The organism is Paenibacillus sp. 2TAB26 (assembly GCF_052115145.1).
In the GTDB taxonomy this organism is placed as follows: Bacteria; Bacillota; Bacilli; order Paenibacillales; family Paenibacillaceae; genus Pristimantibacillus.
The window spans coordinates 255,877-271,794 of record NZ_JBFRGC010000001.1 but is presented as its reverse complement, the minus strand read 5'-3'; the positions used below and the strand labels follow the sequence as shown (position 1 = coordinate 271,794).

The window sequence follows — 15,918 nt, the reverse complement described above, 5'->3', positions numbered from 1 at the left end:
CCTCATTATTTACAGGAACTAAAAAAGCCGATTACCTTTACAAGTATTATCGGCTTCAGTCAAGTGAAATTTTATAGTCATCAAAATATTAACTTAAATCATTTATCATTGTATCTTTCTAAGCCTTTATAAACGCCCGTTTGCTTGTAAGCACTTTTTAAATCTTCTTTTCGCGATATGTCTTGGAACATCTGCTTCTTGTCCTTCTCAATTCGATTGCGACAATTGTCGCAAAGATGATTATCACGAATCAAAGTTCCGCAAGATTCACAGGGGTATGACATATTAGGTGCATTCATAATGGAGATGCGTCCCTCGCGTATGAACTTCGTAATTTGTTTAATCGAGACACCCGTAGCATCAGATACCTCAGTAATAATTGAGCCTCTAAATTCACGCAAATAGTTTGCACAAAGCTCATATTCTTTATCAATTTCTCGCATGCATGCCGGACACACGTCTCTAAAGTTTTTTGCAAAAAGCTTACCGCAGCGAGGACAATTATCTAGGTTCATCGCTCTGAGCCCTCCTTTTTTTGTAAAACCATACAAGCTATTAGTTACATTCTAATCGATAGCATTAACTTTTTCACTATCAATCTATTTATTAGATCTATCAGCCTAGCTGAATTATGAACGAGCCCAGGTCAAAATATAGATATCAAGCGGAAGCTCAGTATAACGATGCAGAGCCTTAGAGCAGGCTTCTGCCGTACTTCCAGTTGTGTAGATATCATCGATTAAAAGTATACGAACAGCTCTATCGTTTAGATGCTTTTTGCTATGGGATTCAAAGGCTAATAAACTCAAATTGTTCGTATTCCCTTCAAAAAGAGATTGCGTATCGCGCATTCTTTCGGAGCGTGTTTTGAAGCTTTGCTTCTCTGAATGCCGCGAACGAATGAGCAATTCCATAAGCGGCAGCTGAAAACGCCGTGCAATGTGGCTCGCGAGCTGCTCCGCTTGATTGAACCCCCGATCAACTGCTCGTTCTTCACTTACAGGAACGTAGGTAACAGCATCCCAGCAGTCTGCTATCGATATTTTTGGTTTGCGGCTGCTGCTGCTTGCCGCGATAGATTGTTGAATAATTTCAAAGGTCATCGCCTCGAATGCAGGCAGAAGCATATCCCCGAGCAAAGGAGCAAGCTGCTCATTTCCCCTATATTTATACAAGGCGAGCATGGCTCGCATCGCTTGATTATAATGAACCGCGCTGCGGTTGCATATGAATGCGCCATGCGGACGACGTATGCAGTCTTCGCATGGGATGCCGCGCCCGCATCTACGGCAGGCGATGCGGGTCAGCCATGGTATTGCGGAGAGGCACGCTCCGCAAAGGGAATTGCGAAGCTGGGTCGTCAGCTTCGCGTGGTTGCAGCTGCTCGCGCTGCGAGCCTCGCTTTGCGGTTTGCCGCATAGGAGACATGCGGCAGACGTTGGAGCGAGCAGCTGCGCGGACGTGGTGAAAGCGAATTGCAGACGCTGCAGCCATGCTCTTGGCGAGACGTTCATTTTGGCGAGCCTCCTTTGGGTGTGGGGAGCAAGTAGCCTTGCTTGCGAGCCATGCGGTTCATCGTTTGAATATGGCGTACTGCCTGCAGTTGAGGGCGATTGCGATCATGGCTGCAAAAGAACACACGACCGAATGGATCATCCGCAGAGCGGCCAGCTCTTCCAGCCATTTGAACCAGCGAAGCCTCGTCAAATAACCTTCCGTCCGCGTCGAGAATATAGACATCGCTTTTAGGAATTGTTACGCCCCTCTCTAGAATGGTAGTTGTGACTAGTACTCGTATATCCCGCGAGCGAAAACGCTGCACCTTCTCTGTTCGTTCTTCATCCTGTGAAGAGGTTGCCGCAACAGCAGGATGTGATAGAGCAGCACGTAATAAAGCCGCCATAGGCTCGGTTTGAACAATTTGCTGTACGAATACAAACAGCTGAGCACCTCGATCAAGCGATGACCGCATAGCCGCTAACAGCTTTGACGGCAGCTTGCGGTGCTGGAGCATCTGCTTTACTGTAGTCGTTTGTAGAAGCTTGGGCACTGGAAGCGGATGACGATGATATCGAACAGGTACTCTTGCATGAGGCAGCTTCCCTCGTTTTGCTGCTCTTTGCAGCTCGCTAGGCGGCGTAGCAGACAGCAGCAAACGTGCAGCGCCTGGCGCACAGCTCTTATCTGCTGCAAAATGCAGCAATGGGTCACCCGCAAAAGGAAATGCATCTAGTTCATCAACTACAACGAGATCAAAGCCTTGATAAAATCGCATCAGCTGATGCGTTGTGGCAAGCGTAATATCTCCGCTTTCCCAGCGCTGATCACTACCACCGTATAATGTTACGACTGACGCCTTAGGAAAAGCTTTCCGAATACGCGGGTCAAGCTCGATCACCACATCACGGCGCGGTGTGGCAATAATCGCCTTTCCGCCGCGCAGCAGGACAGACTCAACAAGCGGAAAAATCATCTCCGTTTTGCCAGCTCCTGTTACAGCCCAAAGCAGAAACTCTCTCATCTGGCGCTGCTTGTCCAGCTTTGACAATGCCGCGTCTATCGGCGGCTCTTCCACAAACTGCAGTGCCTTGGCTGCTGCAGCTGTCTGCGCAGGGCTAAGCCCCCATTTACCAAGCCGCTGTTCATACGTCAGCGGCCTCAACCCCTTCCCAGAGCCGCGAACCGTCGTCTCTGTCCAATTCACCCCCGTGCGCTGCCCCGTAATAAGCAGCTCACATTCCCGGCTTCGCCCCATCCCAATGCACGCCATGCAATAGGCGCAGTGCCTCCCGCACGCTGCACATGCCGTGCGGTGCATTTGCGCCTCGCCGCTCCCGCAGCGCAAACAGCTGCGCTCGCGCCTGCGGCGCCCTAAAGCGTCCAATCGCCCGCCACCCACGGCGGCGATCGATCCGCTCAGGCGCACCTGCCCGAGCAGCGAAGCAAGCTGGAGCAATTCTCTCCAGCTTGACGCGGCACCGGGACAGCTTGCGCTAGACAACAGGGCGTGCGCCTCGCTTCGCAAAAGCGCACGTCCCTGCAGCATACCCGCGGCGAGCTTCGCTCCTGCCGCGATCTCTCCCAGCTCTTTAGCGCTATAAACTCGCGCTTCCTCGCCACCCACACGCTTAGCGCTGCTGCGCTTTTCACCATTATTCGCAAGCGCTGCTCCTCCGATTTCCCCAACCACAGCGCCCCTTACCTTCTCCCACCTCTCCACTAAACCAAAAAACCTCTCTATCGCCAACGCTCCTTTCCGCTTCCCTCGACTACCCAAAAAGCGCCAACGACTCCCGAAACTAATCTTGCCATTATGAACTGCTTGCTCTACTCCACCACTGTATTTCCGATAATTTCTCTCTAACTCGCTAGATTTCTGATTACTACTATTCAACCCGCCAGCTGCTGCATCTCCACCCGCCCCATCAGCTTTTGCTTCCTCCGCACATGCCGCCAACAGCTCAATCGCCTCATGATCAGTATTTCGTCCTCCTTCATTCAAGCTTTTACTCGCACCGTTTCTGCCGCCGCTGCCACGTTTTATAGCCGTATCCCAAAGCTCCACTGCAATGCACGCATCCCCGAGCGGCAGTTCTTCTTTTAGCAGCCATCCCTCCTCTGCAATCTCGTAGTTCAAGAATCCCGCTTCACCAAACGCTCCATGCATCCAGAAGTATTTATCCACCATTGCCTTGATAGTCAGTCGAGCCTGCCAGCAGCCTTTCACTTTCACAACATACAATTGAGCTTTCATCTCTATTCGCTCCCTCGACATTTTATAGAACTGACTTCATTATTCATCTGTTAAGTTAAATACAGCCTCTCCCTTCCCAGACAAAACGAGAATGATGTTTGCAAGCACTGTAAACAAAAAAAAAGCACACCCAACAACGCATTTGCGTTATTGAGTGTGCTTCACTCCGACTATTTCTTTACCGTAGAGTATATACTAAAATGGCATTTTCGACAAATCTGTCGGATTTTGCAAATCAATTAGCACCGCGTGATCGGAAAGCGACACAACTCCTTCTGCCTGGAGCAGCCATAGCAGCTGAGTTCCATCCACACCCTCTGTTTGAGAGCGCTTACCGTCTTCGCTTCCAGACAGCGGATTAGATCCATTAAAGTGAATCCTGACCTCATCGCCCCTTCTAGCTAATCGTTCAACAATAGCCAGTGTCTCCTCTGTAACCCCTTGATCTACGATCGTCAAACGAACATTTTTTCCCATTCGCCGAGAGAAAGAAAACAGCGAACGTACATACCATTCCATATTGTTTTGCTGAACGTCAGCTACGAGCACATAATGCTTGCTGGATTGCTGGCGCCCTCGCCAAATTCGATACGCCAGATGCACCGACAATGCAGCCAAAGCATAACAGCCAATAACAAGAAGTAGAAGTTCAAACATGGCGGCCACCTCCTCTTTGTGACACTATATGCCATGAAGAGCCCACTGGTTCCGCAATCAAGGGACAAGGTGACAAAATGTGTGTTATGCCAAAAATATATCCTGTTTTATGATGATTATTAGTCATTTTCTGACAAAGAAACACCCTTGAGCAATTTCCAATACATGTTATCATTTTAATATGAAAGCATGCATATCTAACCGGTGCACGCATATAGAAAGGGAGAGTGGATTTTCACAATCAAAATAACTAGGGAAGCGATGAAGTATAATCTACAATTGGACACTTGGATTATATGGAGCTAGTAGTGTAACCGGCCCTCTTGGAACCCCACTACGTATCTAAGAGGAGAGTGAAAGATGCGTTATTTTAGGAAAAAAATCAGTTTAGCCCTGGCTCTGTTATTAATTTTTTCGTTGTCGCTTAGTTCCCTTGCCATGGCGGAAGGTGATAGCAATCAAGGTACGAATGCTGCGGCTCTCGTAGATGAGAATAGCTGTCCACAGTATTCATCGGATCGCAAGGATGTCATTGCCACGCATTCCAATATCGTAGTCAATAATAACGGAACAGCTACCGCTACGTTCCAGACGCTAAAAGACTGTGTTAGAGTCAGCTTCTCCGGCTATGAAGGCCCTGCTGACTGGGCACCTGGACCCGGCGATACAACCATTCCATACAACAAGCAAACATTTTTTGAGGGGCAGTCTATTATATATCCAAAAGCAGGTACTTACTCCGTTACGATTAACATTCCAAAATGTTTGCCTTATCAATTAGATATCTATAGCGGAGATTTAATTAAGACATTAGGACCCGGCGCTCATGGCGACAAAATTTTAGCATGGAATCTAAAGCTTTCGAACAGCTGTACGGGCAGTATCATCATCAACAAACATTTAAATGATGTCGAAGGGGCTCCTCATGTAGGCATTACCTTCGAGCTTTGGAAAGACGGTAAATTAGTCAAAAGCGGTGTTACCAATAGTGACGGTATTTTGCAATTCAACGAATTGCCTATCGGTACCTATACATTAAAAGAATTAACCTTAGATGGCTTTACCACCGATTTAGTGGCTACCCAGCAGATCGTAGTAACCACAGATAAATCTGTGCAAAAAGCAGTTATTAATACGGCTAAGCTCAAACTTGAAACGGCTTGCTCCGCCGACCCGAGTAAAACAAGAGCTTGGAAAGTAAGCAACGAGAGTGACATTGCGGTTTCTTATTCATGGGAAATCCCGAATTCCACTCAAACAGGAAATGGCGTAATTCCTGGAAAAGGTTCCATAAGCTTTTCAACGAATACGGAGCTTGCCAACCCAACTGATCCACAAGCTGTACCTAATACGCTGAAGATCCATTGGGGCAAGGAGAAAGAGCTTTCGCTTGTGAATGAAGGCGAAACCTGCTCTACGCCTACTCCAACACCGTCATCGACACCTACTGCTACTCCAACTCCTACTCCTACACCTGAGACTACACCTACTGCTACACCAACTCCTACACCTGAGAGCACGCCTACAGCTACACCAACTCCTACACCTGAGAGCACGCCTACAGCTACACCAACTCCTACACCTGAGAGCACGCCTACAGCTACACCAACTCCAACACCTGAGAGCACACCTAACAATACACCACCTTCCACACCTGTGAGCACGCCTAACAACACGCCTACTGCAACAACTACGGTAACGATAACACCTACATCGTCACCTGAAGCAACACCTATCGTTGAAATTGACGATGAAGATCCACCTGTTGGAGGAGTAAATGAAGGCGGGGAGGGCGAGCCGCCAATCGATCCTGTGGTTGCTGTAGATGAAGATCAAGTCCCGCTTGCTACTCTGCCAAAAACAGGCGAAAGCAGCCCGGTTCCCTATTATCTCATCGGGGCATTTGCCCTTTCAGCGGGATTCATTACTCTTCGCAAACAAAAACAAAGAAAATAATTAAGATGATATGTTCCAAAACGCACTCTTAGGCTGTTCTTATACAGCTTAGGAGTGTTTTTCTTTTACACAACAATATTTGCAAACAAAAAAACCCGCATCAACCGATACGGGGATTTGCTCGATATGTAAGTAATGATCAAAAAAGCTCTTATAGTGTAACCCATCCATATTTGATCGATTGGATAACAGCTTGCGTACGGTCATCAACTTCCATCTTTTGCAAAATACTGCTCACATGGTTTTTAACCGTCTTTTCGCTAATGAATAAAAACTCTCCAATGAGCTTATTGCTCTTGCCCTCTGCCATAAGCCTTAACACCTCTGCCTCGCGGCGTGTTAATGGGCTTTCATCGCCAGCAACGAACTTAACTCCCGGTTCCTGAGCAGCTGCAGCTCCTGAGACAATTCCCATCTCATCCAAATACGTCATACGGCGAAGCTGGTTAATAAGCTTGCCTGTCACTTTAGGATGGATATAGGCGTGACCTTGGACAACGGAACGAATGGCGTTAATTAGCGATTCTGCCTCCATATCCTTCAGAAGGTAACCCGTAGCGCCTTTACGTAGGGTTTCGAATACATAGCTCTCATCGTCGTGGATAGATAAAATGATAACCTTAACATCAGGAAACATGCTTTTTAATCGTTCAGTCGTCACGACACCGTTCTCTATAGGCATATTAATATCCATCAGGACAATCTCAGGAATGGTATGATTGCAAAACTCCAAAACTTGAATGCCGTCACCACATTCGCCGATAACTTCAAGATCGTCTTCCATATTTAGAATCCGCTTAAGTCCTTCACGAAACAGCTGGTGGTCATCCGCAAGTAAAATTTTGATTGTATTCACATTGCTTGCAGCTCTTTGGATCATCATCATCTTACTCCTTTCTAGATTCGGCAGTAGTAGGTATATCTATTATAATTTTCGTCCCTCTACCGGGATTTGAGTCTATATCCATCCTTCCCTCTATTAGCTCAATGCGTTCTCTCATCCCTACCAATCCAAAATGTGCGTTTCGAGTAGCATCCTGCTCGATTAAATCGCTGTTAAATCCAACGCCGTTGTCTTGAATTACGAGTGAAATATGCTGTGGCTGATAGTTAATCTCGAGCATTACATGTGAAGCGCTCGCATGTTTTAGTGCATTGGTAAAAGCTTCCTGAACTAAGCGGTATATCGCCGCTTCCATTGCAGAGGGCATCCGAGTTTCTTTACCTATAAGCTCGAATATGGTATGTATTTTTGTTTTCTCTTCAAAATCCTGTGTGAATTTACGAAGAGTCGGCACAAGTCCCAAATCATCCAACGCCATCGGGCGCAAATTAAATATAATTTTGCGAATTTCCTCAAGGCCGGAGCGCACTTGTCCTTTTAAATCTACTAATTCTTCCTGCACCATCACAAATTCCTGCTTGATTAGCATACGTTCTGCAATTTCTGTTCGGAGAACGATATTTGCGAGTGATTGCGCGGGACCATCATGGATTTCTCGAGCGATCCGTTTACGCTCTTCCTCTTGCGCCAAAATAATTTTCAATCCCAGCAGCTGCCTGGTTTTGGCAGACTCAAGAATACGAGTAACCTGATTAAGATCACCCGATAAATATTCAAGTACGACATTTATTTGCGAAGCAATCGTTTCAGCACGCTCGATGGAATTCTCTACATTTCGAACACGTTTTTGCAGATCGTCTCGACGCGCTTTCAAGTAGGATTCCTTCTCGCGGTACACCATCAAATCCAGCTGGATTTGTGTAGCCTTCTCATAGGCAGACTTAATGTCATCTTCCTTGTAGCGTACGAAATCTCGGCTCACTTCTGTCAGCCTTATACGCGCACGGCGATAGTCTTGCTCCAGCTGGTCAACCTTGTCAATTGTCTTCACCGTTTCTTGAAGGACAATTTCAAGCTCCTGCTCGAGTGATTCTAGCTCCGTGCGCGCGGATTCACATATTTCATAAATCTGGTATTTGCTGTCTTCCATCACTTCGATTGCGTTTTTAATGACTCGATTTATATCGACTGTAAGGTGGTCCACTGTAGATCGGCAACCTTTCTATATTAAAGGTTAATCTACTCTATCATACCACAGATTGGATATATTTCGTCCATCGTTAATCGATGGTAATCTTTTTCGCTTTCCCATCATACCCGACCTTTAGGCCTAGTTTCTCTGAAAATAAACGGACCGGAATGAGCGTCCGATTATTACGAACGATAGGCGTAATATCTGACGATTGCAGAGCGCCATTTAAAATTAGATCCTTTTTGCCGAGCGTCATTTCCATCAGCTTATTGCCGCGAAGAACGGTGACTTGTCCCGTTTTTCCGTCAAATAACAGCTTCGCTCCCATGGCATCGGATACGAACCGGACAGGTACAAATGTCGTTCCATTCAAAACGATGGGTGCTGAATCAAGCGTAATCGCTTTTCCATTAACCGTCGCAGCAGATTTGCCTACAGTCATTACGACCTTAGTTTGTGAATCAACCGTTACGGAAGGCGGATATTGAAGCTTCATATTATCTAGTCCAATAGAACCTGTTGCAGAACGCTCATCCTGCCCTTCGGCGATCGTCACAACGTAAATTCTTTTTAGTTTAACAGGAAATTTCATCCCTACAGAGGATAAATTCATCTTCACATTCTTCCAGCCGCTCCAATCAAGCTGTTTTGCAAGATCGACAAGATGCGCTTTGCCATCCGCATCAATGAACTCTGCGCGCACCCAGTTCAGGCTGTTATCGCCATAAAGATCAACCGTCATGGAAGTAGGTGATCCCTCAATCGCACGACCGTTTGTATTAAATACTACATACGATGCTTTAGTTCCGGTGCCGTTTGTGAAATCATAATCCAGCTTTAATGCTTTCGAAGAAGCTTGTCCTTGGAAATCGGATACCAAGCTTACGCTTCCTGTCGTTGTCGCAGGCGTGACCTGTGATGTAATGGGGTAGGTCGATTTTTCAAAATCCTCAAAGGTGCTCACTGCTTCACCTTGTGTGAATGGAATCATTGTCGGAAAACCATCATAACGAGCAATGGCATACCCGGTGCTTGTACCAGCGTTAACCGACTGAACAGTTAGGCTGTCGCCACTTCTAGATGCGGTAAATCCAACAAACTCCCACTTCACGGAGTCAGCGCTAAGCTTATATGAATTTCCGTTTTTCAGCTTTACAGTAAGCGGAACAGAAATCGTTGCTCCTTTTGCCAGCACACCTGCACTCGTATCAATGGAGAGCGATGCAATTTGGTCCTGTCCAATCACTTCAATTTCTTGTTTGGTAGAGATCGCTCCTGATTTCACAGTGAGATTCGTTTTACCCGCCTTTGTGGCAGTGAATTCATTGCCTTTGAACGTGCCAATGGCTTTCTCGGTGCTCCATACGGCAGATGAATTGTCTACTTCAAACGGGTTATAGTACGTGTCATAGCCTTTTAATGAATACGACGATTTTTGACCGATAAACATAACATTAGCGCCGCTCACAGAAATGCCTTTCAACGAACCTGCTGGAGCAGTAGTGAATACGCCTATGCCGTTTGCAACACTTCTTTGGGTGGTGCCGTATTGCGTAGGATGCGACAGCTTCAAATCGCTCGTTCCCAGTGGACGCTCGATCATCGTTGTAGAACCGCCGCCATCTAGATTGACGCCTTTGTATACGCCTAGCTGCAGCATGATTTGCTGAAGCTCCTTCAAGTTTACACCCGTATTCCCGCCGCTGCGCTCACTCGTGATGAGATATACTTTAGTGCCATCCTGAGAATAACCAACCGCTGAACGAGAAGTATAGGAAGAGCCGCTTACTCCTGTAATATCGCGTGAGAATGGAGCCACTGCGCCCGCATTAACTAATAGCGTATGACCGCCTGCCATCATTTCAAATGAGTTCGGATCAACCTTCGCTCCTGTCGTTTGCGAAACGAGCGCATAATCCGCATTGATCGTTTGCCCAACCTGTAAATGCTCCTTCACATAATTAGCAGCAAGGCCATGTGACCGGAGTATGTATCCATCAGCAGGTGCTTGACCTGCGATTGCTTTATCGATTGAAATCTCCTCAATTACGCCATTGCGAACTAATACTTCGGTAGGCGTGGAGCCTGAGTTTTTCGGGCGTTCTGTACCACCCCAAGCACTTGTATAGATATACATCATATTGACATGGCTATAATTAGAGCCCGTTGTCTCCGGAATATAAGCAGATTGGTTAAGCCCTTCCAGCGGGAAGGTAGAGCCATCTGCTGCCGTTACTTGGCCATTGAAGCTATAGTTGTCAATCATCGGTTTGCGGTCTTTAGAAACCGAGAATGCGTACATCCCCTTCAGCTTTGCAGGACTAGACATAAACATGCCGCTTGCGACTTGCCCGCCAAGCGGGGCACCCTCATTGCCCATTACGAATACGTCTGCATTAATGCCAGCTACGGCTCCGTTTTCTTTTGTCATATTAAGTATCGTATTTAATTGACCTATGCTATTATTTTTTCCACTCATTGCATTTATGGATACGTAGGGATTTGTAAGATCGATTTCAATAACATGCACATCGGTTTGCACCTTGGAGCTGCCGCGTGTCGTTTGAAATACATAGTCAAGGCGCTTGGCGCCTGCTGTTATAAATGATTGCTGCGACAGCTTAAGCGTAGGGTCGGCAGCTGCCTCTGCTGATTGAATGACTGCCGTCTGCCAGCTGCTAGGCAAGATTGAAGCTAAAGGCTGTACGAGCAGTGCTCCACCTAATACGACGATTATAACCCGTTTTCCTAAGCCTTCTGACTGCCGATCTATGATTTTTTGAAACTTACTCATTAGATTTACAACTCTCCCATCCATTAATCTATTAGTTATAGACTACAAGAGTAGTAGAAAAGTTACGCATGATAGAAGACTGCTATCGCTTTCTATAGGGTGATAGATATCAGCTATGTACATCATGGAAATGAATTACATAAAAAGAGCAGCTCGCCGTTTGGGCGAGCTGCTCTGCTTTGGTTCAATTATTACGATGAAAGGAATTTCACCTTCTGCAGCAAACGAAGAAGCATAACCGTTCCTTCTGCGCGAGTTGCATTGGTTTGCGGACTTAATGTTGTTGCTGTTTTACCGCTAATCACACCAATGTACACTGATTTCGCCATATCTGTCTGCGCCCAAGCGCCAACCTTGCCTCGATCCGTATACTTCTTGAGATAAGTTGCGGCCGATTCTGGCAGCTGCACCGTTAGACCAGCCACCTTCGCCGCTCTAATCATCATAACGGCCATTTCCTGACGTGTAATCGGATTGTTTGGCTTGAAGGTGCCATCCGTATTGCCAGCGACGACACCAGCCGCTGAGGCGGCTCCAATATACGCCCCCATCGCTGTGTTCGCATTTACATCCTTGAACTTAGCTGCTGCACTCCTGTCGCTGCTGAGGCCAAGCCCTTTGGCGATATAGGTCGCAAATTCACCGCGTGTGATAGCCTTCTCCGGTTCAAACTTCGTTGCCGAGCGCCCTTCCACGATGAATTTGCGCGACATGATATGGATAGCAGAAGCTGCCCAATGCTTCGATAGATCGGAGAAGCTGGATGAATTGCTAACAAGCGCATAAGCGCTGTTTCCTTTTCTTTTAAAAGTTGCTGTCGTCTTCCCGCCGCTTGTCGTAAGCTCGGTCGGAACATAGGAGAGCCCTCCTGTTGTTGGGTCGAACCATACTACGGCAGTTTTACTAGCATCAACAGACTGAGGGGTTTGAATCGTACGAGAAACATAACTATTCAATTCATTGTACGGCTTCTGCTGGGAGCCACTCACTGCTGTGACATCGAAATGATATGGTCCTGATAACAAACTCGTATTAGTACTGTTAATTTTAGAACTGAGTGCACTCGTTAATGAAGATAAACCTTGGTCAATACGAATAAGCATTTGGCCATCCGAGATACTGCCGCCTAACAATGTATTAATTTTTAGAAAATCAGATGCATCTAATTTCAGCTCATAAGTAGCATCACCATATTGAACAGCAAATATCGAGTTTGCATTTAAACGATAGGCTGCATCAAGAGAGCTTATTGGAACAGCTACAATACCTGCACGTTCAGTTGATGGCACCTTAAATGCTACACGAGGAACAGATAAACCTGCTGTTCGAGCTGCTTGGTATGCTGCAAGTACTCTGTCGTATGAAACCGTATATCGGTTGGCTTGTACGCCTGCAGAAGATGTATCATACATCGTTGTGGCTGCCGAGAGTTTTAATCCGATACCACCGCCATCTGCCGCTTCAAAATCACCTGACAAGCCGTCAAGAATAGTCGTCTGATTGGCTGCATTTATATTTGTAAAGCTATTTATTGTAGATCCGTTATTGGTACGAAGTCCAGTAGTAGTAGAGTAATAGGTTACAGTAACCGCTTCGCCCATTAATATAGGTGAAGCTAGCGTTAAGATAACCGAACCTCCGCTAATGTCTACTCTTGAAACCATTCTTAAAGAATTATTCGCTTTTACGAGAAACGAAGCAGTAGAAGGCAGATAACTGCTGTTTAACGTTTCTCCGAAATTAATAGTTAACGTTGAGCCTTTTGCAATCACTCCGTTAATATTGACGTTTTGTCCTCCGCCACTGCTTCCTCCTGAAGTGATATTGTTAAAAGAAGATGCAGCATTGCCCGCTAAATCAGTTATTAGTGAAACAGAAGGCACATAAGAAACAGATACGACTTGCCCAGATGTTACTGATGTCGATAGCGTTAGTATAACGGAGTCTCCTGAAATGTAGACCTGAATTACAGGTCGTGCGACTCCATCCACTAGGACACTAAACTGCCCTGCGGAAGGTACACTTTGTGGATTCAAGCTTTTATTATATTTTAAGGTCACATAATTAGTGCTGTAGCTTACATATTGCAAAGTAGGTGTTGCTGTATCAGGCGTGCTATACAAACTATAATTATTAAATCCAGCCAAATAGTTACCAGCTGTATCCCTTACTGGATAAGTGCCCTGAGCGTAAGACACTACGACGTTTTGATAATTCTGAATCGAGCCATTTATCGTAAGCAAAATAGTGTTAGCCTTGCTTGAGATTGATGTCGTACTGTAGTTAACGCCACCCACACTAACAGTAAATTGTAAATAAGCGTAGCTGTTTACTGACATTAAGTCTTTGTCAAAGGACAAGGTGATCGCGCTGCCAGATGCGTTTCCGCTAACGATAGTTGGTGCTTTGATATCCTTCGCACCGGATACATCCTGATTGGATATGCTTATCGCTTCATTCCCCGAAGTATCTTGAATGAGTCCTATTGCCGCTTTCGTGTACGATAGTTTTACTAACTGGCCAGCAACAATCGGGCTCGATAGAGTAAGATAAACAGCTTCCCCTCGAACTTGTACGCTTATCACAGACCGAGGAGCGCCACTTACAGTCACATAAAAGCTCCCCGCCGAAGGTACCGCATACACATTCAATTCTTCGTTATAGGTCATCGTAATCGTTGATCCGCTCCACTCAAGCTTGTTTAATACTGGAGCAGTCGTATCCGATCCGAAAGTGCGAAACGTCCATTGATATTCATTCAATATTCCAGCAAAACTGTTGCCTGCTAAATCGGTTACTGCACTTGCATCAATCGTTACATAATAAACTGTATTCGCAGTTAATGCTTCCGAAGGCGTAATGACTAATAGGCTATTATTATTACCATGAACATAATAGTTTGCAGGAATAGCTTTAAGTGCACTATTTCCTACAGGATTAAACGTAATCGTACCTGTAGCACCTTTCATAATTGGTTCACTAAAAGTTGCAGTAATATCTTGCTTTAAACCAACTGAAACGGCATTGTTAACAGGATTCAATAAGGTTAGTGTTGGTCTTACCGTATCTTGAGAAACCGTAAAAGACCAATACGTCGACGAGGATATTCCTGCAAAATGATTTCCTGCTGCATCACGAATAGCGCGGTTTCCAATCGTTATATAGTATTTCGTATTGTTGACAAAAGCTTTCTCAGACTCTCCGTTTATCGCTTTATTGGGGTCTATCGTTATCTGATAGGTACCGCCGCCAGTCACGCGTTCCGAAGTAATTGGAATAGTACGGAACAAAGATCCTGTTGCAGCTTCTCTTATTTCAATGACTCCGCTACTTGGGAAGACCGGCTCATTAAAATTAATTTTGAGTACAGAATTTAAGCTGGTGATAGATCCATTCGCAACCGGCAGTAATTCTGTTGCAAGAGGCGGAGTGGTTTCATAGCCAGGATCTGTACTGAAATTCCAAACGGATGCTCCAGCAATACCGTGATACCATTGAGACCCATTTGGGTCTGTCTGGGTGAAGGCTCCAGCATCAATTAATACATAATAAGCTGTATTCGGCTCAAAGTTAGAGCTTGGCGTTATCTTTACTTGATTTTTGGTTACTGTAATTCTCGAAGAAAGAGCACTAAAACGCTCAAAAGTAGTATTATTGCTAACTCTGCGTATTTCAATATATTTGTCCGCACGTGCCTGTATAGCTTTATCAAAAGTGATAAACAGCTCTGAGTTTACTGGTACGGAAGTAGCATTATCTGCCGGAACAAATGGTGCAGCTACGTTTACCGGTGCTGCGTCCGTTGTAAAAGCCCATGATGTGCCGTAATATAGGTTCCCCGCCGCATCTTGAAATGCAGTATCTGGAATTGTAACGGTGTATGCTGTATTAGGCTGCAGTGCTGCAGGAGGTTGAATGACGATTAAGTTCGTCCCGCTGCCTCTTACCGCATTGGATGTAACAGCAATAGTACGGCTGTCCTCAACCGAACTAATTTGTATGTTGCCACTTGCAACATAAACAGGCTCATTAAATGAAATGGTAATCGGTGTAGTCACCGCAATTGGAGCGACTGTTGGCGACAACCCCGTATGAGAAGGTCTGGTCACATCAACTTCAGCAACGGTTCGGAAATTCCAGCTGCTTGCACTTTTTATACCGGCATAACCAACACCATTGGATTGGTTAACAAAAGCACCGGCATCTACCAATATGTAATAATTCGTGTTCAAAGCAAAGTTATTAGACGGATCTATTGTTACGACACGCTGCGATGAATCAATAGTAATTCGATTTGACGATAGAGGTATACTCTCTACCAAATTGCTTGTTGCATAATCATAAATATAAATAGACGTAGAACTTGAGCCTTTGCTTACATTTTCATCAAAGGTCATCTTTAAATCAGCGGAGATCGATACGTTAATTAGATCGTCGGCTGGGCTCAAACTAAGTACGACAGGACCAGAAGCCGCCGCTGCCGTTTGCTGCGGAGCCGATGACCAGCCTGCTAGGCTTAATTGGAGCAACAGCATAACAGCGATAAACGAAGATAGCTTGCTCGTTCGATTCATTTCAATTCACTCCTCAAAAAATTACACTCGTACCTTATTTGTCGGTTTCTAAGCATGAAAAATTTAGGTTAAACTACTTTTTTGTACCGATTGAATAACAAAAAAGCCGTCCATGAAGTAGTCATACTACTTTGTGGACAGCTTTTT

The 15,918-nt window shown here is 45.6% G+C and carries 9 protein-coding genes and 1 riboswitch; of the genes, 1 reads left to right on the top strand and 8 read right to left on the bottom strand.

Annotation, left to right across the window (positions count from 1 at the left end; translation table 11 throughout):
• Positions 1 to 98 precede the first annotated feature (98 nt).
• From AB4Z50_RS01160 to AB4Z50_RS01145, 4 genes are all read right to left on the bottom strand, one after another.
• A complete protein-coding gene (locus AB4Z50_RS01160; protein ID WP_076266200.1) occupies positions 99 to 515 on the bottom strand; it encodes a TIGR03826 family flagellar region protein in 417 nt (138 codons plus the stop codon).
• A 114-nt stretch (positions 516 to 629) separates the two neighbouring features.
• Positions 630 to 1,514 (bottom strand): ComF family protein, encoded by an 885-nt coding sequence (locus tag AB4Z50_RS01155; RefSeq protein WP_441874742.1) that lies wholly within the window; start codon positions 1,512 to 1,514, stop codon positions 630 to 632.
• Positions 1,511 to 3,754 carry a DEAD/DEAH box helicase gene (locus AB4Z50_RS01150; protein WP_441874740.1) on the bottom strand — a complete coding sequence of 748 codons (2,244 nt, stop codon included), beginning with the start codon at positions 3,752 to 3,754 and terminating at the stop codon, positions 1,511 to 1,513. Before AB4Z50_RS01150 ends, AB4Z50_RS01155 begins: the two co-directional genes overlap by 4 nt.
• Before the next feature lie 195 nt (positions 3,755 to 3,949).
• Entirely contained in the window at positions 3,950 to 4,411 is a 462-nt protein-coding gene (locus AB4Z50_RS01145; protein ID WP_441874738.1) for a hypothetical protein, read from the bottom strand.
• A gap of 245 nt (positions 4,412 to 4,656) precedes the next feature.
• Positions 4,657 to 4,740, top strand: a riboswitch (cyclic di-GMP riboswitch).
• Positions 4,741 to 4,771: 31 nt separating this feature from the next.
• Here AB4Z50_RS01145 and AB4Z50_RS01140 point away from each other — a divergent pair.
• Positions 4,772 to 6,367, top strand: a complete 1,596-nt coding sequence (locus AB4Z50_RS01140; protein ID WP_441874736.1) for a SpaA isopeptide-forming pilin-related protein — start codon at positions 4,772 to 4,774, stop codon at positions 6,365 to 6,367.
• 151 nt (positions 6,368 to 6,518) lie between these two features.
• Here AB4Z50_RS01140 and AB4Z50_RS01135 read toward each other — a convergent pair whose 3' ends face one another.
• The 4 genes from AB4Z50_RS01135 to AB4Z50_RS01120 all read right to left on the bottom strand — a co-directional run bounded on the left by AB4Z50_RS01135 (position 6,519) and on the right by AB4Z50_RS01120 (position 15,771).
• The gene (locus AB4Z50_RS01135; protein ID WP_076266609.1) at positions 6,519 to 7,247 is read right to left on the bottom strand and encodes a response regulator; all 729 of its coding nucleotides are present in this window, start codon (positions 7,245 to 7,247) and stop codon (positions 6,519 to 6,521) included.
• 7 nt (positions 7,248 to 7,254) lie between these two features.
• Positions 7,255 to 8,415 (bottom strand): sensor histidine kinase, encoded by a 1,161-nt coding sequence (locus AB4Z50_RS01130; protein ID WP_076266205.1) that lies wholly within the window; start codon positions 8,413 to 8,415, stop codon positions 7,255 to 7,257.
• 76 nt (positions 8,416 to 8,491) lie between these two features.
• Entirely contained in the window at positions 8,492 to 11,197 is a 2,706-nt protein-coding gene (locus AB4Z50_RS01125) for a stalk domain-containing protein (RefSeq protein ID WP_441874733.1), read from the bottom strand.
• Positions 11,198 to 11,388: 191 nt separating this feature from the next.
• Complete coding sequence (locus AB4Z50_RS01120; protein ID WP_441874731.1) at positions 11,389 to 15,771, bottom strand: Ig-like domain-containing protein; 4,383 nt, start codon at positions 15,769 to 15,771, stop codon at positions 11,389 to 11,391.
• Positions 15,772 to 15,918: the final 147 nt, after the last annotated feature.

Bases quoted from the DNA above. Each gene is read 5' to 3' on its own strand.
- AB4Z50_RS01125 (WP_441874733.1), bottom strand. From the start codon at position 11,197: ATGAGTAAGTTTCAAAAAATCATAGATCGGCAGTCAGAAGGCTTAGGA.
- AB4Z50_RS01145 (WP_441874738.1), bottom strand. From the start codon at position 4,411: ATGTTTGAACTTCTACTTCTTGTTATTGGCTGTTATGCTTTGGCTGCA.
- AB4Z50_RS01120 (WP_441874731.1), bottom strand. From the start codon at position 15,771: ATGAATCGAACGAGCAAGCTATCTTCGTTTATCGCTGTTATGCTGTTG.
- AB4Z50_RS01140 (WP_441874736.1), top strand. From the start codon at position 4,772: ATGCGTTATTTTAGGAAAAAAATCAGTTTAGCCCTGGCTCTGTTATTA.
- AB4Z50_RS01135 (WP_076266609.1), bottom strand. From the start codon at position 7,247: ATGATCCAAAGAGCTGCAAGCAATGTGAATACAATCAAAATTTTACTT.
- AB4Z50_RS01150 (WP_441874740.1), bottom strand. From the start codon at position 3,754: ATGAAAGCTCAATTGTATGTTGTGAAAGTGAAAGGCTGCTGGCAGGCT.
- AB4Z50_RS01155 (WP_441874742.1), bottom strand. From the start codon at position 1,514: ATGAACGTCTCGCCAAGAGCATGGCTGCAGCGTCTGCAATTCGCTTTC.
- AB4Z50_RS01160 (WP_076266200.1), bottom strand. From the start codon at position 515: ATGAACCTAGATAATTGTCCTCGCTGCGGTAAGCTTTTTGCAAAAAAC.